Origin of the sequence: Pseudoalteromonas sp. MMG006 (assembly GCF_018101025.1) — a bacterium.
Taxonomy (GTDB): Bacteria; Pseudomonadota; Gammaproteobacteria; order Enterobacterales; family Alteromonadaceae; genus Pseudoalteromonas.
In genome coordinates this window covers 120672-143261 of the sequence record NZ_JAGJEJ010000006.1, presented here as the reverse complement: position 1 = coordinate 143261, position 22590 = coordinate 120672, and the positions used below count along the sequence as shown (strand labels likewise).

At 36.9% G+C, this 22590-nt stretch carries 22 protein-coding genes and 1 riboswitch; of the genes, 9 read left to right on the top strand and 13 right to left on the bottom strand.

Annotated features, from left to right (window positions below; all coding sequences use genetic code 11):
- Window positions 1-267: 267 nt before the first annotated feature.
- The gene (locus J8L73_RS08520) at window positions 268-1260 is read right to left on the bottom strand and encodes a Gfo/Idh/MocA family oxidoreductase (protein WP_211016191.1); all 993 of its coding nucleotides are present in this window, start codon (window positions 1258-1260) and stop codon (window positions 268-270) included.
- A gap of 165 nt (window positions 1261-1425) precedes the next feature.
- On the opposite strand from J8L73_RS08520, the gene J8L73_RS19495 reads away from it, so the two are divergent.
- Window positions 1426-1572: a hypothetical protein gene (locus tag J8L73_RS19495; RefSeq protein WP_348771974.1), complete on the top strand. Its 147-nt coding sequence runs from the start codon at window positions 1426-1428 to the stop codon at window positions 1570-1572.
- Window positions 1569-1670: a GMC oxidoreductase gene (locus tag J8L73_RS19490; protein ID WP_348771973.1), complete on the top strand. Its 102-nt coding sequence runs from the start codon at window positions 1569-1571 to the stop codon at window positions 1668-1670. The genes J8L73_RS19495 and J8L73_RS19490 overlap by 4 nt, the downstream gene beginning before the upstream one ends.
- 17 nt (window positions 1671-1687) lie before the next feature.
- Here the strand turns inward: J8L73_RS19490 and J8L73_RS08510 are convergent, their stop codons facing one another.
- The 3 genes from J8L73_RS08510 to J8L73_RS08500 form a co-directional block, all read right to left on the bottom strand.
- Window positions 1688-2518, bottom strand: a complete 831-nt coding sequence (locus tag J8L73_RS08510; protein WP_211016189.1) for a class I SAM-dependent methyltransferase — start codon at window positions 2516-2518, stop codon at window positions 1688-1690.
- A gap of 3 nt (window positions 2519-2521) precedes the next feature.
- Window positions 2522-2920, bottom strand: a complete 399-nt coding sequence (locus J8L73_RS08505) for a hypothetical protein (protein WP_211016187.1) — start codon at window positions 2918-2920, stop codon at window positions 2522-2524.
- Between the two features lie 67 nt (window positions 2921-2987).
- Window positions 2988-3407 (bottom strand): DUF3429 domain-containing protein, encoded by a 420-nt coding sequence (locus tag J8L73_RS08500; protein WP_211016185.1) that lies wholly within the window; start codon window positions 3405-3407, stop codon window positions 2988-2990.
- A gap of 266 nt (window positions 3408-3673) precedes the next feature.
- Here J8L73_RS08500 and ahpC point away from each other — a divergent pair, with 266 nt between their 5' ends.
- Window positions 3674-4243, top strand: a complete 570-nt coding sequence (gene ahpC, locus J8L73_RS08495; RefSeq protein ID WP_058404596.1) for an alkyl hydroperoxide reductase subunit C — start codon at window positions 3674-3676, stop codon at window positions 4241-4243.
- Between the two features lie 155 nt (window positions 4244-4398).
- Entirely contained in the window at window positions 4399-5982 is a 1584-nt protein-coding gene (gene ahpF, locus J8L73_RS08490) for an alkyl hydroperoxide reductase subunit F (RefSeq protein WP_211016183.1), read from the top strand.
- A gap of 106 nt (window positions 5983-6088) precedes the next feature.
- On the opposite strand, the gene J8L73_RS08485 is transcribed toward ahpF, so the two are convergent.
- From J8L73_RS08485 to J8L73_RS08470, 4 genes are all read right to left on the bottom strand, one after another.
- Entirely contained in the window at window positions 6089-6340 is a 252-nt protein-coding gene (locus tag J8L73_RS08485) for a hypothetical protein (protein ID WP_211016175.1), read from the bottom strand.
- Window positions 6341-6377: 37 nt separating this feature from the next.
- Window positions 6378-8399: an ATP-binding protein gene (locus J8L73_RS08480; protein WP_211016174.1), complete on the bottom strand. Its 2022-nt coding sequence runs from the start codon at window positions 8397-8399 to the stop codon at window positions 6378-6380.
- A gap of 194 nt (window positions 8400-8593) precedes the next feature.
- Entirely contained in the window at window positions 8594-8815 is a 222-nt protein-coding gene (locus tag J8L73_RS08475) for a hypothetical protein (RefSeq protein ID WP_058549908.1), read from the bottom strand.
- Window positions 8816-9135: 320 nt separating this feature from the next.
- A complete protein-coding gene (locus tag J8L73_RS08470; protein WP_211016172.1) occupies window positions 9136-10587 on the bottom strand; it encodes a sensor domain-containing diguanylate cyclase in 1452 nt (483 codons plus the stop codon).
- Between the two features lie 207 nt (window positions 10588-10794).
- Between J8L73_RS08470 and J8L73_RS08465 the strand changes: the two genes are divergently transcribed.
- The gene (locus J8L73_RS08465; RefSeq protein WP_210999762.1) at window positions 10795-11691 is read left to right on the top strand and encodes a cation diffusion facilitator family transporter; all 897 of its coding nucleotides are present in this window, start codon (window positions 10795-10797) and stop codon (window positions 11689-11691) included.
- Between the two features lie 80 nt (window positions 11692-11771).
- Here J8L73_RS08465 and J8L73_RS08460 read toward each other — a convergent pair whose 3' ends face one another.
- Complete coding sequence (locus tag J8L73_RS08460) at window positions 11772-16259, bottom strand: EAL domain-containing protein (protein WP_211016170.1); 4488 nt, start codon at window positions 16257-16259, stop codon at window positions 11772-11774.
- A 176-nt stretch (window positions 16260-16435) separates the two neighbouring features.
- Here J8L73_RS08460 and J8L73_RS08455 point away from each other — a divergent pair, with 176 nt between their 5' ends.
- From J8L73_RS08455 to J8L73_RS08445, 3 genes are all read left to right on the top strand, one after another.
- A complete protein-coding gene (locus tag J8L73_RS08455; RefSeq protein WP_211016168.1) occupies window positions 16436-16990 on the top strand; it encodes an isochorismatase family protein in 555 nt (184 codons plus the stop codon).
- 110 nt (window positions 16991-17100) lie between these two features.
- On the top strand, window positions 17101-18567 hold the full coding sequence (locus J8L73_RS08450; protein ID WP_210999759.1) for a methyl-accepting chemotaxis protein: 1467 nt from the start codon (window positions 17101-17103) through the stop codon (window positions 18565-18567).
- Window positions 18551-19075, top strand: a complete 525-nt coding sequence (locus J8L73_RS08445; RefSeq protein ID WP_210999905.1) for a DUF6436 domain-containing protein — start codon at window positions 18551-18553, stop codon at window positions 19073-19075. Before J8L73_RS08450 ends, J8L73_RS08445 begins: the two co-directional genes overlap by 17 nt.
- A 42-nt stretch (window positions 19076-19117) precedes the next feature.
- On the opposite strand, the gene J8L73_RS08440 is transcribed toward J8L73_RS08445, so the two are convergent.
- A complete protein-coding gene (locus J8L73_RS08440) occupies window positions 19118-19675 on the bottom strand; it encodes a TMEM165/GDT1 family protein (RefSeq protein WP_211016166.1) in 558 nt (185 codons plus the stop codon).
- Between the two features lie 84 nt (window positions 19676-19759).
- Window positions 19760-19861: riboswitch (yybP-ykoY riboswitch) on the bottom strand.
- A gap of 154 nt (window positions 19862-20015) precedes the next feature.
- Between J8L73_RS08440 and J8L73_RS08435 the strand changes: the two genes are divergently transcribed.
- Window positions 20016-20210: a (2Fe-2S)-binding protein gene (locus tag J8L73_RS08435; RefSeq protein WP_058404608.1), complete on the top strand. Its 195-nt coding sequence runs from the start codon at window positions 20016-20018 to the stop codon at window positions 20208-20210.
- A gap of 67 nt (window positions 20211-20277) precedes the next feature.
- Here J8L73_RS08435 and bfr (J8L73_RS08430) read toward each other — a convergent pair whose 3' ends face one another.
- From bfr (J8L73_RS08430) to J8L73_RS08420, 3 genes are all read right to left on the bottom strand, one after another.
- Window positions 20278-20742: a bacterioferritin gene (gene bfr, locus J8L73_RS08430; RefSeq protein WP_210999757.1), complete on the bottom strand. Its 465-nt coding sequence runs from the start codon at window positions 20740-20742 to the stop codon at window positions 20278-20280.
- A gap of 12 nt (window positions 20743-20754) precedes the next feature.
- A complete protein-coding gene (bfr, locus tag J8L73_RS08425) occupies window positions 20755-21225 on the bottom strand; it encodes a bacterioferritin (RefSeq protein ID WP_138681940.1) in 471 nt (156 codons plus the stop codon).
- 153 nt (window positions 21226-21378) lie between these two features.
- The gene (locus J8L73_RS08420; RefSeq protein WP_211016164.1) at window positions 21379-22449 is read right to left on the bottom strand and encodes a PepSY-associated TM helix domain-containing protein; all 1071 of its coding nucleotides are present in this window, start codon (window positions 22447-22449) and stop codon (window positions 21379-21381) included.
- Between the last annotated feature and the right edge of the window lie 141 nt (window positions 22450-22590).

Below are 22590 nucleotides of genomic sequence, written 5' to 3'. Positions count from 1 at the left end.
AGCTTCCGCGTCCTGCTCACGCCCCTTACCTACATCCATGTAGGCAACAAAGAGTTTATCGCCCCTAGGCAGAACCCGAAGGGCAGCGCATGTTTGGCATTTATGCTGCGTTATCGCCTATTTATGGGGAGTAACCACACTTCATAGGCTCTGCCTTGCCTAAAAACCAAACACACTGCTGCAAATTCAACCATCAAAGATCAACACGCCCTAGTTGTTTTAACTTCCCTTTGGGCGTTAACTGTCGTTGGTTAACGCCCATATATTTTATGATTGATCGCTTGGGTAAATAACACCGAGTTGTTTACGCGCATCGACTAGTACGCTCATTACATCAGAAGCTAATTGGTGTGTATTAACAGGCGATTCAAGCAGGCCTTGCTTAACCAACTTGATGAAGTGGGCCACTTCATATTTCATAAAATGCTCATCAAATTTATCTGAGATAACCTCTGTTTCACCATTGTTTGCAATAAATTCAATCTTTTTAAGCTGAGATACGGCTTCTATACGCATGCGGCCAAGTTCACCTTGTATTTCGGTTATATTGTCGCCTTGCGAAATTTTTGAATAACTAATAACAGCTTGTTTATCAGCATAATTTAACAATACATCGCCGGCGCCATCTACCCCGGTATCAAGCAATATACCGCTTGCGCTTACACTTTGCGGCACACCCCAAAGGGCTATTAATAGATAAAGAGGGTACACACCTAAATCTACTAAGGCGCCATTAGCAAACTCAGGTAAAAATGTATTTGGGCGCTCACCATTTTTGTATTTATCGTAGCGAGATGAGTACTGACTGTACTGACCAATAAACTTACGCGGTGTACCAATCTTAGCCATGGCGTGTTTAAGATTGCTAAAGTTTGGCAGGTGCGTAGTCATCATTGCTTCCATGTAGAGCCGTTGATGTTTTTTTGCAGTCGCTAAAATAGCATTTAGCTCGTTATTATTAGCAGCCGATGGTTTTTCACCTAATACATGTTTGCCTGCTTCAAGGCACATGACGGCGTAATGTTTATGTAAGCTGTTTGGGGCTGCAATGTATACGGCATCTACATTTTGATCTTGGCATACTTGCTCAATTGAAGTAAAAATTTTTGCGTTTGAATTTTTTGGGTGTTTTTCTAAAAATGCTTTACCGCTTGAGGTTGCTCGCGAACACACGCCATATAAATTAAAATTGGCTAATGTATTTGCGGCATTAAGTAAGGTGTCGCTAATAAAATTAGTGCCAACAATAACAAAGTTCATGCTCACTCCTTGGAAAATAAGTTAATGTAAAGTGTATCATTTCTATAAAGCAGGCTTTGTAATAAATGATAAGTAATTACCTGACTTTTATGCATTGTGGTGTAGATAAAAAGTTCATGCTGGTGCTGTTTGAGTAATGTGTTTGATTAAATCCGCGGTAAAATAATGTACTCGCTTGATATTAATAACGATGAGCAACGTATTGAGTTTATAAGGCAAACGGGCGATACCGAGTATTACCCTGTAGGGCTTGTAAAATGGGGTAAGATGAAATGCCAGCCGTGGATGCTAATTTACAGGCACATGGCATGAGCAAGTTACGCGTAGTTGATGCGCCTATTATGCCTTCAATAATTACCGGCAATACTAATGCACCGGTAATTTCGATTGCCAAAAAGCAGCTGATTTAATTAAACAAAGTTATAAATCAGGGGTGTGAACGTGTGCTATAAAATTGAGTAAGCCAAGCTTGCCAATTGCTTTCTAGGCGAAGCATTTGCTGATGTTTTTTAGCATTTATATGCTTAGTTTCATCCTCAAGCGCTATAAACGGACCAACACGACACAGCGAGCAATGATTAGGCGTTAAATAGGCAGGTTTTGAAAGGTATGGGCTTAATTCACTGACCCACTCAGGGCTCATTTTAGGGCTAAACACGTAGGTAATACCGCTGGTATCTTTTACATGTTTGTCACGGTCTACGTTTCTAATTTTATACCCTGCAAAGTGGCTAATATCAAATGGCATTTGGCCTAAATATTCAGCCTGTAAGCCTTTGTTTAAAGTGCCTTCAATATTCCATTCTCTGTAGGGCTTTACATCTTTAGAGGTAATATAACAAAGCATTGGCCCGTTAGGGTTTAGCGCAAATTCGTTAGCGTACTTAATAAACTGATGAAGCAAAGCACGGTTAAGAACGTTCATGCTTGATTGTTGAGTATTGCTTTCATAAGCTTCGCGCCCAACGAATGCAGGTATAAGCGGAAACTGAAATATAACCACATCAAAGCTTTGTTGGTTTTGGCCTAGTGCTTGCCAACAAGCAGGATTTGTTACATCAAAACTATTAAGTACATCAACGTTATGTGCTTTTAGGGTGTTTAGCGCATTATTTTCGTATTTTTGCTCAATAGTGTCTGCACTATCATAAGTTGAAGCCACTAATTTTGAAGGTTTTATATGAGTATGCAGGGCATTTGAAAACGATAAATCGCCATCACCTACGGTAAGTATTCGCCAATCAGTATTTAAATACATAAATTAAGCGGACTTACTGGGTGTTTGCTCATCATTACTGGCAGTGCTTTGAGAGTGAGCTGCGTGTAAGCGATGAAATGCAAGGCGTGTTTTAAGCCCTTCAATAGCAATTTGTTTTAAAATTAAATTAAAGGTAATTAAAATAGCAAACACAATATGAATAGGACCATGCGAAAACCCTGCTTCTGGGTTGTAAAGTGTTAAGCCAAACAGCATAAATAGCACAACTAAAAGTATTTCAATTAGCTGGTTTGAGTAAAAGCTTAATCGGCCTTCATTTTTGTGATCTTTTTTTATGCTTATAGCGCAAAAAAACGGAATAACTTTAATTTTAAACGCAGCGTTTTTTTCTACGTAGTTTTCGCCAAGTTCATTTAGTTGTTGGCGTAATGTATCAATCATGGAGCGTCCTCAAATAGCAGTGCGCGGATGTTACACCATTACGCTCGTTAGGTTAAGTGGCTGGTAGTTATTTAGGGTAAAGGCACATGCCTATGGTAAGTATGTGGCACACAAAGACTACTGAGGTAAGCACAAAACGCATTTTTTGATAATCTTTATGGTAGGTTTTCCATTGTACCGTGGCTTTTTCAAGTATAAGTACCAACCAAAAACTGGCTCCTAACCAGGCAAGTGCCCACTCAACAGGCAAAAAAGATAAAAATGGTACCGGGATTACAGGTAAAACTGCTTTTATTGCATCGCTGTAGCTTTGCATTCCAGCGCGCCATAAATTACCTGCCATAAAGGCAAGTATAGCAATGCTATAAAAAGTAAAAAATTCTAAGTTAACACTGTTACTTCCAAACATCAGCGGCCAAGCTACGCAACCTAAAAAAGGCAATAAACCTAAATAGCCAAGTTGAATATGATTAATAAATTTTTCCATTGCTGCATGCCTTATCTGTAAGTGTTTTAAGCGCGGTTATTGTAGCAGTATTCTTAAAATATAAATTAATAAACGACTAATAAATCAATTACGAGAAATCCTTGTTAATAGTTCAATCTTAAAAATCGATTGTTTTAATCTAAACAATCAATTTTATTTAATTTATCAATGGGCTTATTGTATTAATCAAGCCAGCAGAGCTAGCCAACAAATCTAGCTTTGCTTGGTAACTTAAATTAATACATTAAATATAAATGAGGAATACTATGAGCACTTCATTAATCAACACAAAAATTCAACCTTTCAACGCAACTGCATACCACAATGGTGATTTTGTAGAAGTATCTGAAAAAGATGTACTTGGTAAGTGGTCAATCTTCTTCTTTTACCCAGCAGATTTTACATTTGTATGTCCTACAGAGTTAGGCGACCTTGCAGATTACTACGCACAGCTTCAAGAAATGGGCGTAGAAGTTTACTCAGTATCAACTGATACTCACTTCACTCATAAAGCATGGCACGATACGTCAGACACAATCGGTAAAATCACTTACCCAATGATTGGCGACCCAACAGGCCGTATTACTCGCAGCTTTGGTGTGATGATTGAAGAAGAAGGCCTAGCACTTCGTGGTACTTTTGTAATGAACCCTGAGGGCGAAATCAAAGTAATCGAAACTCACGATTTAGGTATTGGCCGTAGCGCTAAAGAGTTAGTACGTAAAGTACAAGCTGCACAATACATTGCAACTCACGACGGTGAAGTTTGCCCTGCATCTTGGCAGCCAGGTGAAGACACACTTGCTCCTTCACTTGACCTAGTTGGTAAAATCTAAATACAGGTTTACCCACTTTTATAAGGGCAGGTAACTGCCCTTAAACCAATAAATATTCATTTATTGGTGCCTCCTATCTCAATTTAATGATTAAGCACATGCATTAATTGGCATGGGAGGCTTGCTGTTTAAATTTTCCTAAAAAGGGTTAAGCCATGTTAGATAACAACATTAAAAATCAATTAAAAAGCCATTTTGAATCGCTTACTCAACCTGTTGAGCTGCTTATTGCCTTGGATGACAGCAAAAAATCAGCAGAAGTAGAAAGCTTAGCAAACGATTTAGCATCACTAAGCGATAAGTTTACGGTAGTTAACAACCCAGACACCAGCGCACGACGCCCGTCTATGGTTGTACATTCACCGGTTAAAAATACCCACGTCACGTTTGCAGGCGTACCGATGGGACACGAATTTACAAGTTTAGTGTTGGCACTTTTACATACTGGCGGACATGCAAGTAAAGCTAAAAGCGAAGACATTGAACAAATACAATCACTTGATCAAGAGCTTAATTTTGAAATTTACATTAGCTTGAGTTGCCAAACGTGCCCACAAGTAGTGCAGGCGCTAAATACAATGGCCGCGACGAATAGCAAAATTAAAGCAACAATGATTGACGGCGCACTATTTCAAGAGGAAGTAGAAGAGCGCAACATTTTAGCAGTACCGGCTGTTTATTTAAATGGCGAACCATTTAGCCAAGGTGCATTAAGCCTAACAGACATATTAAACAAAGTAGACAGTAAAGGCGCAGCACGCCAAGCTGCGGCACTTAGTGAAAAAGATGAATTTGACGTGTTAGTTGTTGGTGGCGGCCCTGCCGGTGCATCAGCTGCAATTTACTCTGCACGTAAAGGGTTAAATACCGGCATTGTTGCAGAGCGATTTGGTGGGCAAGTTGCTGACACATTAGCTATTGAAAACTTTATCTCGGTTAAAGCTACTGAAGGGCCTAAGCTTGTTGCCCAGCTTGAAGAGCATGTAAAAGAGTACGATGTAGATGTAATGCACAACCAACGTGCTGCAGGGCTTGAACGCGTTAATAACAAATACGAAATTACGCTTGAAAACGGGGCTACTTTAAAAGCTAAATCACTTGTTTTAGCAACCGGCGCCCGCTGGCGTGAAATGAACGTACCCGGTGAGCAAGAGTACCGCGGATACGGTGTAGCATATTGTCCGCATTGTGACGGCCCTTTATTTAAAGGTAAACCGGTTGCTGTAATTGGTGGTGGTAACTCTGGCATTGAAGCGGCGATTGATTTAGCAAACATTGTTGAGCACGTAACGGTACTTGAATTTGCAGACACACTACGCGCCGATGAAGTACTTATTCGCAAAGCAAATAGCTTAAATAATATTACTATTATTAAAAACGCCCAAACTACAGAAGTACTTGGCGATGGTAAAAAAGTGACCGGGCTTACTTACACAGACCGAGTAACAGGAGATAGTAAAGCACTTAATTTAGCAGGTATTTTTGTACAAATAGGCTTAATTCCTAACACTGAGTGGTTAAAAATTAGTGACTTAGAGTTAAGTAAATTTGGCGAAATATTAATTGATGCAAAAGGTGCTACGTCATTACCTGGTGTTTATGGCGCAGGTGATGCAACAAATACCCCATTTAAGCAAATTATTATTGCCCTGGGCAGCGGTGCAACAGCGAGTTTAGGTGCTTTTGATTATTTAATTCGCAACAGTGAAGAAAGTGAGCAAGATAAAACCGCTGCTTAATTAAACCCCTCTCTTGATATAACAGCAAAGTACACCTAAAGCTGTTTGTTAACCCAAGCCGCCCTCTCCAAAGGCGGCTTTTTTACGACTTATAATAATATACTTATTAATCACAGCCGCCAGAATCTCCACCGCAATCTGTATGAGAGTGAGCATTACTTCCAGGATAAACAGAAGAGTCATTATTTGTATAAGGTGAAGAACCACGTGACGCTTTACCGCTAATAAATGTAACTAATAGTAATACGCAAGTTACAATAACAACTGTTATTGATGAATCCCATTGCCCAGTGGAAGCGCCTTTAAATATGGCTAAACACAGTACAGTAAAGAGTAATGTTCTTATTGTGTTTTTCATTTTATATCCTTATTTGACTGGCTAGTTTGTTGCATAGCTAGCTGACCTTCTCGTTATGCTCAAGTGCGTTAATAACTGCTTTTTCTAGGGTGGGTAGTTTAAAAGGTTTTGAAATAAACATATCCATACCGGCTTGCTGACATGCAAGTTTATCTTGAGATGAGGTATTAGCGGTTATAGCCACTATATAGGTTTCGTGTTTGGGGCAGATGTTATCAGCCCTAAGTTGTTTTGTTGCTTCAAAACCATCAAGGATTGGCATTATGCAGTCCATAAAAATAAGGTCATAATGCTTTTGTTTACATTTTAAAATGGCATCTTGGCCATCAACAGCAGAGTCGGCTTTAATATTTAATTTACTCAAAGAGGCGTGCAATACCAATCTGTTGATATCGTTGTCATCTACTACGAGTACAGATAGTTCACTACCATCAATATCTTGAGCTGCTATTAAGCTGTCTTGCTTTTGCTCTTTACCTAACTCAATGGGTATATTTAATAAAAATGTAGTGCCTTCATTTGGGGTACTTTTAACGCATATTGTACCGCCCATATATTCAACAAGCTCTTTAACTATGGCAAGGCCAAGCCCTGTACCGCCTTTCGAATTTTTTGCATTAACCTCTTGTGAAAAAGGAGAGAATAGCGACGCTAAAAATCCTTTACTCATACCTCGGCCAGTATCGGCTACTTCAATATTTAGATTTTGTGATTTTTTTGCGTGTTCAATACTGGTTTTAAGTAAAACGGAGCCACTTTCGGTAAATTTAAGCGCGTTACTTAATAGGTTTGAGGTGATTTGGCTAAGGCGTGTGTTATCGCTAAATGCCCAAAAAGAATCGTCAATGGTGTTTTCTACTTTAAGTGCTACGTGTGTATTTTTAAATAAGGGTGTGTATAACGACGTTAAGTCTGTAAAAATAGTTTTTAGTAAAAAGTCAGTCGGTTCTAGTTTAAGCTCACCGTGATTAATTTTAGAAAAGTCGAGCACTTCATTAATTATATTAAGCAGAATATCAGCGCTTCTTAGTGCTACTTTTATTTTTTCGGCGCGCACTTCTTCGCTATGCTCATCAATTAATGTAGTAAGCATACCTGTAATACCATTTAATGGCGTTCTCAGCTCGTGGCTTATTTTAGCAAGTAGCATGCTCCTATCTTCAAGCAAGCGCTCGGCTTGTACTTGTTTTTGCTTGAGTTCTTCGCGGAGCAGTATTGACTCGGTAACATCTTGAAAAGTACCAAATAGACGAATGCAACGATCCCCGTCAAATTCAGCTTCCCCAAAGGTCGATATCCATAGAGTTTGGTTTTTTGCGGTTACTATCTGTAAGTCTAAATGCCATTTATCGCCTTTTTCGGTAGCATTTTTGACCGCTTGACTGATGCTTTCACGGCTAGTTCCTTCTTTATAGAACTCTAAAGCATCTTCTATTACGGGCTGGTAGTCACTTGATACTTGATGAATACGCTTAGTTTGTTCGCTCCAGTATATTTTATTTTCTATTAAATCAACTTCCCACGTGCCTATATTTGCTACACTCTCTAATTTTAATAATGTATTACTGTTTTTTATAAGTTGTTCTTTAGTTTGTGAACGCGCAAATTCTGAGCCGAGCCATTGGGCGAATAGCTCTATATAGTCGTAGGCATCGTCATTAAAAGCAAGGGAGTCTTTTGCTGATGAAAAGTTAACAGTGCCAAATATTTCATCTCCAATTTTTATTGGCGCACCAATGTATGACTCTAGCTGAAAATTAATGTAGCAGGGATGGTTTGCTATGGCGCTTTGCGATGCTTTATGAAATGCCAGGGCAGAGCCTGCTTTTAAAGTATGTACGCAGTAGGTGCCTTGTAAGTCAAACACGGTACCTGATAAAAGCGCGTTGTCGGGGGTGATCGCGTGCAAAACAACATAGCTGCTTTCATCAATTTTACTAACAATACCTACTTCAAGATTGAATACATCTAGCCCAAAATTTAAGAGGCTGTAAATTTTACCTTCAAAATCAAGGGTTTGATTTGAGACAATGTCGTGAAAACGCCTTAAAAAATTCAAAAGAAAACACCCCGTAAGCTTTTGTTAAATTTATAAAATACATTAGCCAGTTAAGGCGCTTTTATTGGTTTAATGCCAGTTTAGCAGTTTTTATAACTAATAACTAAAATCGGTGCGTATTTAAACTTATAAGTCCATGTTTTTTATATAAAGCTAGGTATTGCGCTGAATATATAATACTCAGCGCTAAGTATTTAGTAGGTTGAGTTGGGGGTGTACTCTGGGTTAATGTCGCCACCCACTTCATCAGGGTCAACATCGTTTATAAGCAATGTTTCTCGCACGGCTTCAATGTGATCAAGTACTGTTTGATAACGCTCGCCATACTCATATTTTGTTACCTCAATGGCTTGTGGCATATAGGTAAAAGCAATTTTAAGTGCGTGTAAGGCTTCTGGGTTGATTTTTTCGCTCATGATTTCCCTCTAATTAAACGTAAGCTAGGGTTAATAAAATAACACCAAATTCAATAGGGTAAATACTAAAAATTACAAAAAGCGAAGCCTGTTAAAAATATATTAAAGGACGTACAGATAAAAAAAGGGTGGCTATAAGCCTAGTAACTAAGCTAATACAGAGCTTTTTAAGGCTAAACAAAAGAACAAACTCAGTAAAGATATTACGATATCAGCCCACAAATATAACCTTAACTACTTTATTAAAGTGGTTAAATTGATACTGGCTGCTGTAAGGCAAAACGTGATCAATCAGTTAAAAATATACTGAAATGCTAATCTTATTTGCAATCTGAGTCGTTCGCTATTTTATTTCGACCTGTTTCTTTGGCGTTATAAAGTGCGCTGTCGGCACCGCTAATAAGGTTTTGCGCGGTAGTATTTTGTTTGGGGATCAGGCTGTACACACCCATGCTTATAGTGAGTTTTGAGCTTACGGATGAATAATTGTGCTCTATCGATAACTCTTCAATTTTTTTCTGAATGAGTGTCGCAAATTTTAGGCTATTGACAGCATCTGTAGCGGGTAAAATTATAGCAAATTCTTCTCCGCCATACCTTGCGGCTAAATCGCCTTGTCGCTTACACATTGCTTTTAATGCTTGCGCGACAGATTTTAAAACTTCATCGCCTTGCTGATGACCATAATTATCGTTATAACTTTTGAAAAAATCTATATCACACATTATCAAACCGATAGGTTGTTGGTGACGCGTGCAACGAAGTAGTTCGTTTTGTAATGTGTCGTCAAAGCAACGGCGGTTAGCTATATCGGTTAATCCATCTGTGTTTACTTGTTCATTTAGTTGTAGGTTTGCGGTGATGAGCTGTTGTTGAATATATTGAAGCTCATGCTTATAGTTTATGTTTTTAAGGGCGCTCGCTATCATCTCCCCGACTAGCTTTAATCTAATTAAATCTAAGTCAGACCATTCTCGTTTTTGCTTTACACAGTCACAACCTATAAATCCAATCAGTTCTTTGTCATAACGTAAACCGATGCATAGCACTGATTGTATTTGTTCTAACTGGAATTCTTGTTTTTCTTTAATTGCTTTTTCAGGCAGTGCAGCAACATCATTTACTTTAAAGATGTGAGTGGTGTTCATTAAGTTGAAAAAGTAGGGGAGTGCGTCTTTGGGGATATTTTGAAGCTGATCTTTGAACGGTTTAACGCCTTGATTAACCCATTCATGGGTATTTCTCATTGATTTGCCATCATCTGAAAATTTAAATAAATAGCTTCTGTCGGCATGGCATACTGTGCCAATCGCTTTCAATGCAAATTCTATATGTGAATCTATATTATCGTTTTGAATGTCAATTAAATCAGTAGAAATTTTTGAAATGATCTTATCAAAGTTGTATTGCTCATCTTTACTTTGCTTAATTACGTCGAACGTTGCTATGTGAAGGTTATTACTTAATTGAGCAAGCTTTGCATTTAATTGTAAGGCTGTATTATTTTTATGCAATAAAATATGGCAGCTTGTATTTATTACTAAATATTTTTCGAATAGTTGGTTGATTTTTAAATGTTTTTTACTTTCAGGGCTTGTGAGGATCACATTTTTAAAGTCGGCCTCAATGAAGTTATTTTGTGAGGGTAAATCAAATATACTCTGCGCTTGAGAGTTGACTTTATAAGTCTGTTTTTGCGAATCATAGAGTACGACGGCAAAAGGAATAACCTTAATAGTACTCCAAATGTATTCTACTGATTTAAAGTCCACTTATTGCTCCATTTAAGATTAAACATCAACTCAATATTTTTTATTAATATGTATGTAGTATTTAGTACAGTTTTAGCCAATTTACTAAGTTTTTAGTGCGTTTATTCGGTCTTCGTATTACAATTGCAACTCTATATCATACCCTTTTCTACTCTAAGCCTCCTGCTGGCTTATTTGCAATTTAAGTATAGGTTATTTAAGCACTTCATGACAGAAATCACTACACACCAGGCCTCTCGCCGTCGGTTGCTTATTGCTTTGGCGATAACATGCTCATTTATGGTTATTCAGGTTGTTGGTGCTTACTACTCTAACTCTCTAGCTGTGCTTGCTGATGCAGGACACTTATTTGTGCATAACAGTTCGTTATTTATAGCTCTCATTGCGTCAAGCCTTGCTATTCATTTTGCTAAAACTTATAACGATGGACATCAGCGAGCGGAGCTGATTGGTGGTTTAATAAATGGCACTCTTTATTTAGCTATTAGTTTGATAATTTTGTATGAAGGAGGCGAGCGGTTCATTCATCAACATCAAGGTAACGAGCTGGCTATTAATAGCTATTTAATGTCGGTTATTGCTGCAATTGGTTTTTTATTTCATGGTGCTGCTGCCTGGGTATTATACAAAGGAAGAAAAGCGAGTATTAATGTTTATGCTGTTTTTTTGCATTCATTCTTTGATTTAATTTCAACGGTATCAACCTTTGTGGCGGGTATATTAATCTACCTAACAGGGTGGGCAGTTATTGATATTTTATCGAGCATGCTTATAGCCTCGTTTGTATTATTCACGGGTGTTAAAGTGATTATTAGCTGCTTAAAAGGTTTGCGTTTAAATAAAGCGAAATTACCAAAAGTAGTTGATATAGAAAAAGAAATTACGAATATGGAACATGTTCATAATGTTCACAATGTCACTGTTTCAAGAAAAGATAAAGATATTGTTGTCGGTGCGCACGTAGTACTAAAACAACATTGTACAATTGAAAAGCATGACGAAGTTTGCCGTATGAAAGTCGAGCAGCTACTTAGTAGAAAATTTAAAGTTAAAAATAGCGTGCTACAAATTGAAAGCCATGAATGTCATCATATCCATAGCTAGCTAATAAAGTCCAACTCTGAGGGCTCTAAGTTGCTTATATGATCATGGCACATATAGCGAAATTACTAAACGAACTGTTTTTATAACAAACTTAAAATCTTTTTAAAGCACTCTGCTTCACATAAATCCTGCGCAGTCATTGGTTTTGCAAAATAATACCCTTGTAGTATGTTGCAGCCAATAGCACTTAAAAATGCAATTTGTTCGCGGGTTTCTACCCCCTCAGCAATACAATACAGCCCAAGGTTGTCAGCCAAAGAGTAGATTGTTTTAATTATTGATTCGTTGTTTTTATCGTGTCCTATGGTTTGTACAAAGCTTTGATCAATTTTAATTACATTTATTGGAAACTGACTCAAATAAGTAAGTGATGAGTAGCCTGTACCAAAGTCATCTAATAATAATTTAAAGCCTGCCATTTTTAGCTTTTGTAATTGTTTTGACGCTTTTTGTTTATCTTCAAGTAATGTGTTTTCGGTTATTTCTAGACGCAACTGTTGAGGTGATATGTTGTGATCGTTCAATATAGATTCTAAACGGCTTGCTATGTGCATTTTTAAAATATGCTTAGGTGATAAGTTCAGCGATATATAAAACAGTGGATTATTTTTCAGTAACGGGGCTAAGTCTGTTAACGCTCGTTTTAATGCATGCTCAGTAAGTTTTTCGATTAAACCTATTTCTTCGGCTACCGGAATAAACTCAGTAGGAGAAATAAACTGCCCTTTGTTCTCCCAACGCATTAGTAATTCAACGCCATTGATTACTTTGGTATCTAAATTAACAATGGGCTGATAATGGTTGAACAGCTGGTGTGCTTTTGCTGCATCTTTTAAATCATTTTCAAGAATGAGCTTTTGCTTTATTTGCTTATTCATTTTGTCGTTAAAAAACTTAAAACCATTACGTCCTGATTGCTTTGCTTGCATCATTGCAACATCGGCATTTCGGATCAGAGTATCTGTAGAATCAGCGTCGTTAGGGTAAAGTGCTACACCTATACTTGCCGATATATTAATTGAGAAATCTTCAATATTTACTTTATTGGCAAGTTCATGGCTAATTGTTTTTACTATCTTATTGAGCGACTCTTTAGATTCTATATTTTCAATTAATACTAAAAACTCGTCTCCGCTTTGACGTCCTAGTGCCGCGTTGTCATCAAGTATTGCACTTACACGTTGTGTTATATCACAGAGTAATTTATCGCCTACTGCGTGACCAAATGAGTCGTTTACAGGCTTGAATTTATCTAAATCAATAAATAGGAGAGCGCAATAGCTATTATTATTTCGTGCTTTGATTATCGCCTGTTCAATATTTTTGTACATTAAACTGCGATTTGGTAAATGCGTTAAAGGGTCAAAGTTTGCTAAATATCTCAGCTCTGTTTCAGCGCGTTTTTGCTCTGTTAAATCAGATATAACAACCACATAGTAACTAATAGTGTTACTTTCTTTAGCTACGGCTGTAACGCTCAAGTGTACTGGATGCTTGGGGTTCTTTACTGTTTTTATGTATGTATTCGTGCGCCAGTTTTGTTTTGCATTTAATGCTTTTAACTTTGCGGCAAATTCAATGCATTTAGTTTTGCCGATCGCTTTAATAATAAGCTTTGGGGTGAGTTTAGTATCATGCTGCTCGTAAGTAAACGTATCCATAAAGCTATTGTTAGCTGAAAAAGGGACTAGTTGATCATCTAAAATTAACAACCAATCGGTAATTTGGCGAAATGCTTCGCCCAAGATATTTGCCTGTTGCTCATTGGCGCGTTGCTCAGTAATGTTTGTATATATGCCTGAGACATACTGTGCTTCACTTGAGTGTTCCTTATACATAATTTGACCGAGGTCTTGATACCAAAGCCAGTGACCTTCTTTATGCTTTAAGCGGTAGGTGCATTGCCAATGTTGCTGTTTATTTTGTTTAATATAGGCGTACCATTGAGCTTCAACTCTGCGTCTATCATCAGGGTGAATAAGTAAGAAATAACGCTCTATGCTAAGGCGTTCGGGTAAATTAAAGTAACCTAATTCTGAGCCTCTTTGCGTGCTAACTGTGTGATCACTAAAACGATAGTTCCATATACCACTTTTATTATTTTTTAGCGCAAGCTCAGTTTGTTTTTGTGAGTGAATAGTTTCTCTTTGTGCATTTTCTATTGCTACTTGGCGATTTCTGTACTGCCAAAACAGTAAAAATAGTATTAAAAACATACCAATAAGATACAACGCATAAGCAAGCGGAGATTGCCACGGTGCATAGGCAACACTGAAGTTAAGTAATCGTTGTTCAGCCATACCTGTGCTGCTTGGTTTTACAACTGAAATGGTTAGTGAATAATTGCCAGGTGGTAATTTAGTAAAGAATACCTGATTTGTTTTTAATTCATCGTAAACAAGGGGATTTTCACCTGACAGCACAACTCTGTATCGAGTACTTTCTTTATTAATGTAATCAAAGTTAGAAAATTTTACCGTTAAACCCACATCATCGTAGGCAAGTTCTAGAGGTTTGTATTTATACTTATTCGGGTAGTACGTTAGGTTTTTGGAAAGTAAGTTTATATCAGTAATTTCTAAGTTAGTGTGCGTTGATTGATCCGTGGGATTAAAATCGGTTGGATCGAACTGTAATATGCCATGATAACTGCCAAAAGCTATGTGTTTGTTATTTAAAATAGTACCGGCAATAGCACTAAACTTATTATTATTGAGTCCATCCTTTACTGTGTAGCTAGTTATATTTAGAGTGTCTAAATTTAACTGGTATAAGCCATTTTCACTACTTACCCATAAATTTCGATTATCGTCAGCGAGCAACTTATAAATGGAGTTAGTTACAAACGTATTTTTAATGTTTAGAGTGTGCTTACGTTCATAGGTTTTACTATCGACAGCTATCAGGCCTTCTTGCGTAGTTGCAAGCCAAAGTAAATTACGCTTTGCGTCTAGGTAAAAGTTTTCTACGGTGTTGTATAAGTTGTTTTTTTTATTATTTGATTTAAATATCGTAGTTATTTTTTTATTTTTTTCGTTGTATCTATAAAGCGCGTTTGTAGTACTTAGAATTAGTTCCTCAGGGTGTGTCTCTAGAGGAGTGTGAAAAGTATAAGCCTCATTTGGAACGGTTATCTCCTTTAGGCCTTTTATTACTCTATTCTCACCTGTTTTGCCATTAAAAATATAAAACTCGTTAGTCGAAACATAGGCAAAAGTGTCTGGCGCTATTAAGGCAAAACCAAATGAATTCAGGCTGTTTAGCTTATTATTTATTAAGTCTTTATTAGGAACTTTTTCCCCAGTCGCCTTATTAAATAACTCTAAACCATGGTAACGGGTTAACCATAAATATTGTCCGGCACTTAAATTAGATGGGAAAATATCAAATACAGCATATTCGCCATAAATTGCTTTGCTATCAGTTGATTCTAAAAAGGTGCTAACGTCTTTAGTGTTTAAATTATACTTTGTAATGCCATCATCGGTGCCTAACCAAAGTACATTCTCGTCCTGAATTATTTTGTTGATTATATTATTGTTAGGAAGAGTAATATTTTTAAAGCGCTTTGTTTGTGTTGCCCAAGTTAAAACGCCTTGAGTGCGCGAAGCAAGCCATAGCAAACCTGATTTATCGACCATTACATCATTAATGGTATTTTCTGTAATATTAAATTTGCTTTCATCAAAGCTTAAAATAAGCTCAACGGCGCCAGAATTCCTAAAATATTGAAATAAGCCACTTTGTGTCGCAATAAACTCCCCATCTGTTGTTTGTACGTAATCCCAAATATTATAATCTGCAACTAATGTATTTATTTGATCTGGTTTAATATTTTTATTTTTGTCAAAAGCTATATGGTATAAGCCTTCTACAGTACCTACCAATAAACCAAGTTCTGCATCTACAGACAATAGCTTTACATTATTATTATCTTCGGTCACATTTTCGGGTGTGTGAAGTGAAAGTTTTTTTAACTTTTTATATTTAGTATCATACGAATACAAGCCATTATTAGTACCTACATATAATATATGCTTGTAAAAAGTCAGTGCCCTTATGTAATCGTCTTTGTTGTCTAAAGCGATTATGGGAGATAACTGCTTAGTATTGTGATTGTAAATTAGTATTTGCTCGTCAATGGCAATGTAAGAGTGCTCAGTGAGCTGTGCAATAGCTGAAATTGGTGAATAGGTATTGCTTTTATTATCAAGCTGCCCAGAGTAAATTTTCTCTGTTTTGAGTGTTTTAGGGTTTATTAAGAAGGCGCCAGACAAGTCGGTAGATACAATAATGTTTCCTGCTGATGTTTTAAACATGTCAAAAATATTTTGTTTGTCGAGATCGTATCCGCCTCGAAAAGCAGTAACTTGATAACCGTCGTAGCGGTTCAAGCCCTGTGCAGTGGCAATCCATACAAATCCAATATCATCTTGTATAGAACGTGTCACGAAGCTATGTGCTAATCGTTCATCGGTTGAAAGGCGTTGTAATTGTTGAGCATAGTTTTGAGATGCGCTCACATTTCCAATGCAAATAAAAACAACAGCGATGACAAGATAAACCATCTTACTCAACAGCACTAATAAACTCGCTCTTAAACATGTAGTGGTGGGAATTATTTATTTTAAATATAGCATATTTATCAAATGTCGATTACAAAAATTATCTATAAAATTACAAAGTACTCTTTTTAAATATGAGCTAACCTTTTTTCAAACTCGTTTTAAAAATAGGCCGTTTTATGGATGGATTTGTAGATGTTAAGCTAACGAATAGCTTGCTTTTGATTATAGATTTGCAAGTTAAATTGGCCCCAGCAATATCAAATTTTGATTCTATTTTAGAAAGTACACTAAAACTGGCCAAAGCCAGTGAGGTGCTTAAGGTACCATCGTTGATCACAGAGCAATATGTGGCAGGTTTAGGGCTGACCAACGCTGAGGTTAAACATGCTTTACCCGACACACCATCTTTTCATAAAACATACTTTAGTGCTTGTGCAGAGCCAGGCTTTCTTGAAGCTTTAAAGATCAGCGGTAAAAAACAGATTATAGTAGCAGGAACAGAGGCGCATGTTTGCATATTACAAACGTGCTTAGAGTTGATGCAAAATGGCTTTGAAGTAATAGTGGCAAGCGATGCAGTTGGGTCTCGAAATCCTGCACATAAAAAAATAGCATTGGCGCAACTCAAACAAGCGGGTGGTACAATATCGTGCGCTGAAATTATTATTTTTCAGTGGACAAAAAAAGCAGCGACACCTACGTTTAAAAAAATACTATCTATAATAAAGTAATAAACTAAAAATATTGGTATTATATTCTATGTATCATTTTGATCTATCTTGATATATGTAACGTATTAACTTGGTTATTTTTAAAAACTTAAAATGTATTAAAGGTATTTATGTCTAGTGTCGCACGTTTATTTACTCTTATATTTTCTCTTCTACTCATTGAGTCGATAGGGATTGGTTTATACTTCGACACGCTAACTCAAGCCTTTGTTATTGGGATACCATTGAGTCTATTACCTATTTGGCTTTTAAAAACCCAGCCTAACAGCGCTATAACTGCACATGTTGTAGCGGGTGCGATAATGATGTTTTCTTTTTTACACATACAACAAGCATACGGATTGATAGAAGTTCATTTTGAGATATTTATTTTAATGGCAATGCTGATAATGTTTGTTAATTGGCAGGTGTTTATAACTGCTATTGTGTTTGTTGCTATTCATCACCTCTCTTTTTACTATTTACAGACTCAAAATACTGGCTTTTATGTTTTTGACCCTGACAGACTTGCGTTTACCACCGTGTTAATGCATGCGGGATACGCTATTGTTGAGGTATTAGTTGCAGGTTACATTGCGATAACGTTACAGCGAGAGCGCCAAGCTGGCTTATCACTCAGTTATGCAACAGAGCAAATAATGAAAGATCCTGAAAATATTAAATTATCATTGCGAGCTGATGATACAAGCAGCAAAGCAGTCGCTGGGTTTAATACATTATTAGACTATATTGCTGATGTTATTAAGCAAGTTCAAACTCAGTCATTATCGTTACAAAATAACTCCCAAGAGCTTATTCAAGTCCATGATCAGCTAGCTGATGGTGCCACACAACGTACGCAACAAACTGACGATATAGCAAATTCGGGTGCGCAGGTTGCTCATGGCTTTAAGATGGTAGAAGAAGAAAGCGAGGTATTAAAAAGTCAGGTTGATAATATTACACAAGCTGCAAGTAATGCATTAAAAGAAGTGCTACAAACGGATGCTAAAAGCCAAGAGTTACTAACACTGCTTAATCATACTGAAGAGCAGATAAACCATTTAGTAGCGGCTGGAGATGTTATTTCCAGTTTATTAAATGAAATCTCAGGTATTGCAGAGCAAACAAATTTACTTGCTTTAAATGCCGCAATTGAAGCTGCTCGAGCCGGAGAACATGGCCGAGGTTTTGCTGTTGTTGCAGATGAAGTAAGATCACTTGCAAATCATAGTAAAGCCACAACAGACAAAATAAGCCTAACATTAAAAGATTTAGTCAGTAATAGTAAAACATCAACTCAGTCAATGAGCCAATGTGTAAGCTTTGTTGTGGACCTAACAGATATCAGCGCCGCAATGAAAGAGAATATTTCAGCGATGAGCGAACAAATAGAAGCGGTGTCTACAAGCTCAGATTCAGTCGCACAAGTGGTTGCTGAACAAGCAGGCAATACAGAGTTAATAGCTAGTAGTACCGATAATATGCGCCAGAATCAATATCAAGACACTCAAATTGTAGAGCAGCTTACCGCAAAAGTTCAATTGATTGATGTTAGCATAGACTTGCTTGAGCAAAGTATTGCTAAATTTAAATAGATCTAATTTAACAACCTACTTAGTAATTGCAGTATGGTTTATTAGCGTAGTTGTTGGGTTGGTTTATTTTCAAGTGGCTCAGCTAAGTGACTTTGACAGAAACAAGTTATTAAATGAGCCCAACTGGTTTAATAATTTTAAACAACAAGTTAAATATGAAGAGTCCAAGTCTGCTTCTTTAGTTATTGTTACAGACCCTAATTGTGGCTGTACTATTCAAGCAAAACCGCATTTAAAACAATTAACAGAGTTTTCTAAACAAAAGGGTGTATCGTTAATACTCCTTGAGCAATCGCCTTCTTTAAAAACAGTAATACCTTCAACACCTGCGGCGGTCGTTTTAAATAAAGAAGGCGAGTTTGTATATGCAGGGCCTCTATCTGAAGGACTAGGTTGCGCTCAGGGCAGTGGCTTTGTTGAAACGGTAATTACCAATTTAATGGCTGGGTTCAATAACCAGCTATTACTTAATAATACTAAGGGTTGTTATTGTACAACTCAAACGTAATAGAGCAATGACGAGTTGCTCTATTACCCATTAATGATTCAGTTAATAAGTCATTAGTCCGTATACTCCTAGTAACACAAATACACTGGCAGCTATAAATCTTACCGTATTAAGCGATATTCTCTTTAACAGTGCATTTCCTGCGTAAATTACAGGGATATTAGCGATTAGCATTCCTAATGTTGTACCAACAGTTACCAAAAATATGTCTTGATATTGTGCGCCAAGTAATACAGTGGCAACTTGTGTCTTATCAGCTATTTCAGCGATAAAAAATAATACAAAGGATACTAAAAAGGCACCATATTTATCATATCGATGGCTAACATCTTCATTCTGGTCAGGAATTAGCAACCACAAGCCAACAGCAATAATGCTTAAGTTAACGATTATTGGTAAATAGGAGTGAGTTATACTTTCACTTATCCAACTCCCAAGCCAAGCAGATAGACCATGGTTAATAAGTGTGGCTGCTAAAATACCAAAAGCCAAAGCAGCCTTATTGCGAAAGCGTACGGCAAGTAATAGTGACAATAGCTGAGTTTTATCGCCTATTTCGGCTAACGTAACTGTGACGGTTGAGGTAAAAAAAACTTCCATTAAAAATACTTATAGGCGGGAGTGTTAAACCAAGGTAAACACGTATCTCCCGCCATGAGGATAGTGCCTACCTAGGTCTCGCCGATAATGCTTGCTACAACATTACAAACTTACCATGCACGTGAGGTGCAATTATGTTGATAAGTTTACTCATTACTGAGCGGGCTACTCCCCTAAGAGACGGGCATTATTCCATAACTTTATTTTTGGGTAAATATAGTAAAGAAAAGAGCGAGCATTTTTAGTGAATAAATTTAAATTTTAGTGAGGAAGCTATTGATAACAATTGTCGTTTAGATTAGTATGCATTTATTGAATGTAATTTACACGGTTTGTATTAATGTATATTTGTCTTTGTCACGGTGTGACTGATAAAAAAATTGAGCAAACAATTGACGATGGTGCAACGACCATGCGTGAATTAACTAAAGAGCTTAAAGTGGGCAGCCAATGCGGTAAGTGTTGTGGTTGTACTAAAAAGATCCTTAATCGTAAACTTATCGAAATTGCAGATATTACCGATCAAGTAGCATAGTTACATTTTATAAATTCATAAAAAAAGCAGCTTTATTAAGCTGCTTTTTTTGTGTATCGATTATTGCTTACAGTTGAGACTGTAAGTAATTTTCAAGCCCGGTATTTTTAATAAGTAATTGCTGTGTTTCAAGCCAGTCAATTTGCTCTTCTTGCTCGTTTAAAATGTGATCGAGCGCTTCGCGGCTAATATAGTCTTGTTTACTTTCAGCTAATTCAACAGCGCTTCTTAGCTCGTCTATTGTATCAAGCTCGAAACTCATATTGGCTGCAATCATTTCTTCGCTGTTTTCACCGATACGTAATCGGCCTAAGTCTTGTAGATTAGGTAAGCCTTCTAAAAACAAAATGCGTTCGATTAAACGATCGGCGTTTTTCATTTTTTGAATAGATACTTTGTAGTCTGCTTTATCTAGTTGGGTAAAGCCAAAATCTTTAAACATACGGGCATGTAAAAAATACTGGTTAATACCTACAAGCTCATTAGCGAGCACTTTATTTAATGCTGCAATAACGTCTTTATCGCCTTTCATATTATGCTCCTGCTAGCCTAGTTGTGCTTGGTGATAATTTGGCGCGCCAATTTTATCAATTAAGCCAATTTGCTGCTCTAACCAATAAACGTGATCTTCTTCAGTATCAAATAATAGCTTTTCTAAAATACTGCGTGATTGGTAATCTTGTTGCTCTTCGCATATTGCTATTACATCTTTAACACATGCAACTACTTCAAGCTCAAGTGTTAAATCGTTTTGCATCATGCTTTTTACATCAGTACCAATTAGTAAATCACGGCGTTTGGTCATATTAGGCACGCCTTCTAAAAATAAAATGCGTTTGATAAGCCAATCTGCGTGATCTTTTTCTTCTTCCATCTCGTGGTTAAGGCGCTCGTATAACTTGTTTAAACCCCAGTCATCATACATTCTAGAGTGTATAAAATACTGATCGATAGCTGCTAATTCGTTAGCTAACAATGTGTTAAATGCATCGATTACTTTTTGATTACCTTTCATGATAAATCGCCTTAACTATTACAATTATCAGCAGTGTAGTACAAATGGCCTGTATTGCAAGTTTTTCTTTAAAAATCATTGGTTTACTATTGGTTTTGATTCTTATTTAAATTTGCGTTACTGCTTGGTTTATGAACAGTTTTTTATTTGTATTTAAATCCACTTATGCCTTTTTGCCCAAAAATAAAAACCACTTATAATAAAAAATGCTAGTGCCAATGCTATTAACAGCCATAAAAATTGCACAATTGGACCTGCAAAAGCACCAATATGAAATTTATACTTAAAGTTCCATGCTTGAGTTGTGAAATTGGTTTTGCTGGCATCAAAGGAATTTAATACTTTACCTGTGAATGGATTTGTCCACACCCAGCTATAAGCGTGGCTTTCGCCAGGGTTTTTCATTCTCAGTGCTAGTGTTTCGTCGTCCTTTTTAGGCAGGTAAATCCTATATACTTCGCCATCAGGAAATACATCCACTGCATTTTTTATTGCTTGGTTATAATTTAGAGTCGTGTGTGCAGATGCAGTTATTTTAGGTGCTTTAGGCCTTTGCTCTACTTTGTTCATGGTTACAAATTCTAATACCGATTGAGTCTGCGTTTTCCAATTAAATGCCATTCCGGTAAATGCAATAAGCATAAGTGGTATAAAAAAGTATACACCAAGCACAGTATGTAATTGATACATAAGCACTCTAAACTTAGCCTTAGGTTTTATAGCGAGCCGTTTAATCCTGTTTTTTGGCTTTACCCATAAGTAAAACCCAAGTAACACATTTATTAAAAGTAGTAATGCACACACTGACATCCAGTTACGAAAGGTTTTTTCTCCTTTGCTATTTTCAAATAGCAGCCAGCGATGTAAACCTTGAGCAAACCCATAAATAGTATCGGTGGATTCATAAACGTTTATTACGTCTCCTGAGTAAGGGTTTACACTTGCATAATGTTTATTAGCCAACCTAAACTGCCACGCAGTATCTGATGCTAGTTCGGGCATGAAAAAGGTAATCTTTTGCTTAGTCTGTGCCTCTACATTCTGTATAAGTGCATCGTAGGGCATTAAGTTTTTTTGTGGTTTTACTTGCCATTTTGTTGGCTCTATTAAGTGTTGTATGTCTTTTGCATAGATCATTACAGCACCGGTTAAGCTCACTATTAGCAAAAATAGCCCACTAATAAGGGCGAGGCCTAAGTGAATTCTACGTAACCAAAGTTTCAAAGGTAGTATCTCATTATGAGTTAGTAGGAATATTGTAAATGATAATACGAGCCGTTTTCAATTAAATAGTTGTGTATCAGGGGTCGTTATTTACTAATTACACTTTTAGAGTTTGTATAGCTTTAAAGGTTAATAAGTTAA

Bases quoted from the DNA above. Each gene is read 5' to 3' on its own strand.
- J8L73_RS08440 (WP_211016166.1), bottom strand. From the start codon at position 19,675: ATGGAAGTTTTTTTTACCTCAACCGTCACAGTTACGTTAGCCGAAATA.
- J8L73_RS08435 (WP_058404608.1), top strand. From the start codon at position 20,016: ATGTATATTTGTCTTTGTCACGGTGTGACTGATAAAAAAATTGAGCAA.
- J8L73_RS08520 (WP_211016191.1), bottom strand. From the start codon at position 1,260: ATGAACTTTGTTATTGTTGGCACTAATTTTATTAGCGACACCTTACTT.
- J8L73_RS08455 (WP_211016168.1), top strand. From the start codon at position 16,436: ATGGATGGATTTGTAGATGTTAAGCTAACGAATAGCTTGCTTTTGATT.
- J8L73_RS08465 (WP_210999762.1), top strand. From the start codon at position 10,795: ATGACAGAAATCACTACACACCAGGCCTCTCGCCGTCGGTTGCTTATT.
- J8L73_RS08450 (WP_210999759.1), top strand. From the start codon at position 17,101: ATGTCTAGTGTCGCACGTTTATTTACTCTTATATTTTCTCTTCTACTC.
- J8L73_RS19495 (WP_348771974.1), top strand. From the start codon at position 1,426: ATGTACTCGCTTGATATTAATAACGATGAGCAACGTATTGAGTTTATA.
- J8L73_RS08475 (WP_058549908.1), bottom strand. From the start codon at position 8,815: ATGAGCGAAAAAATCAACCCAGAAGCCTTACACGCACTTAAAATTGCT.
- J8L73_RS19490 (WP_348771973.1), top strand. From the start codon at position 1,569: ATGAGCAAGTTACGCGTAGTTGATGCGCCTATTATGCCTTCAATAATT.
- ahpF (WP_211016183.1), top strand. From the start codon at position 4,399: ATGTTAGATAACAACATTAAAAATCAATTAAAAAGCCATTTTGAATCG.
- J8L73_RS08460 (WP_211016170.1), bottom strand. From the start codon at position 16,259: ATGGTTTATCTTGTCATCGCTGTTGTTTTTATTTGCATTGGAAATGTG.
- J8L73_RS08485 (WP_211016175.1), bottom strand. From the start codon at position 6,340: ATGAAAAACACAATAAGAACATTACTCTTTACTGTACTGTGTTTAGCC.
- bfr (WP_210999757.1), bottom strand. From the start codon at position 20,742: ATGAAAGGCGATAAAGACGTTATTGCAGCATTAAATAAAGTGCTCGCT.
- J8L73_RS08510 (WP_211016189.1), bottom strand. From the start codon at position 2,518: ATGTATTTAAATACTGATTGGCGAATACTTACCGTAGGTGATGGCGAT.
- ahpC (WP_058404596.1), top strand. From the start codon at position 3,674: ATGAGCACTTCATTAATCAACACAAAAATTCAACCTTTCAACGCAACT.
- bfr (WP_138681940.1), bottom strand. From the start codon at position 21,225: ATGAAAGGTAATCAAAAAGTAATCGATGCATTTAACACATTGTTAGCT.
- J8L73_RS08500 (WP_211016185.1), bottom strand. From the start codon at position 3,407: ATGGAAAAATTTATTAATCATATTCAACTTGGCTATTTAGGTTTATTG.
- J8L73_RS08505 (WP_211016187.1), bottom strand. From the start codon at position 2,920: ATGATTGATACATTACGCCAACAACTAAATGAACTTGGCGAAAACTAC.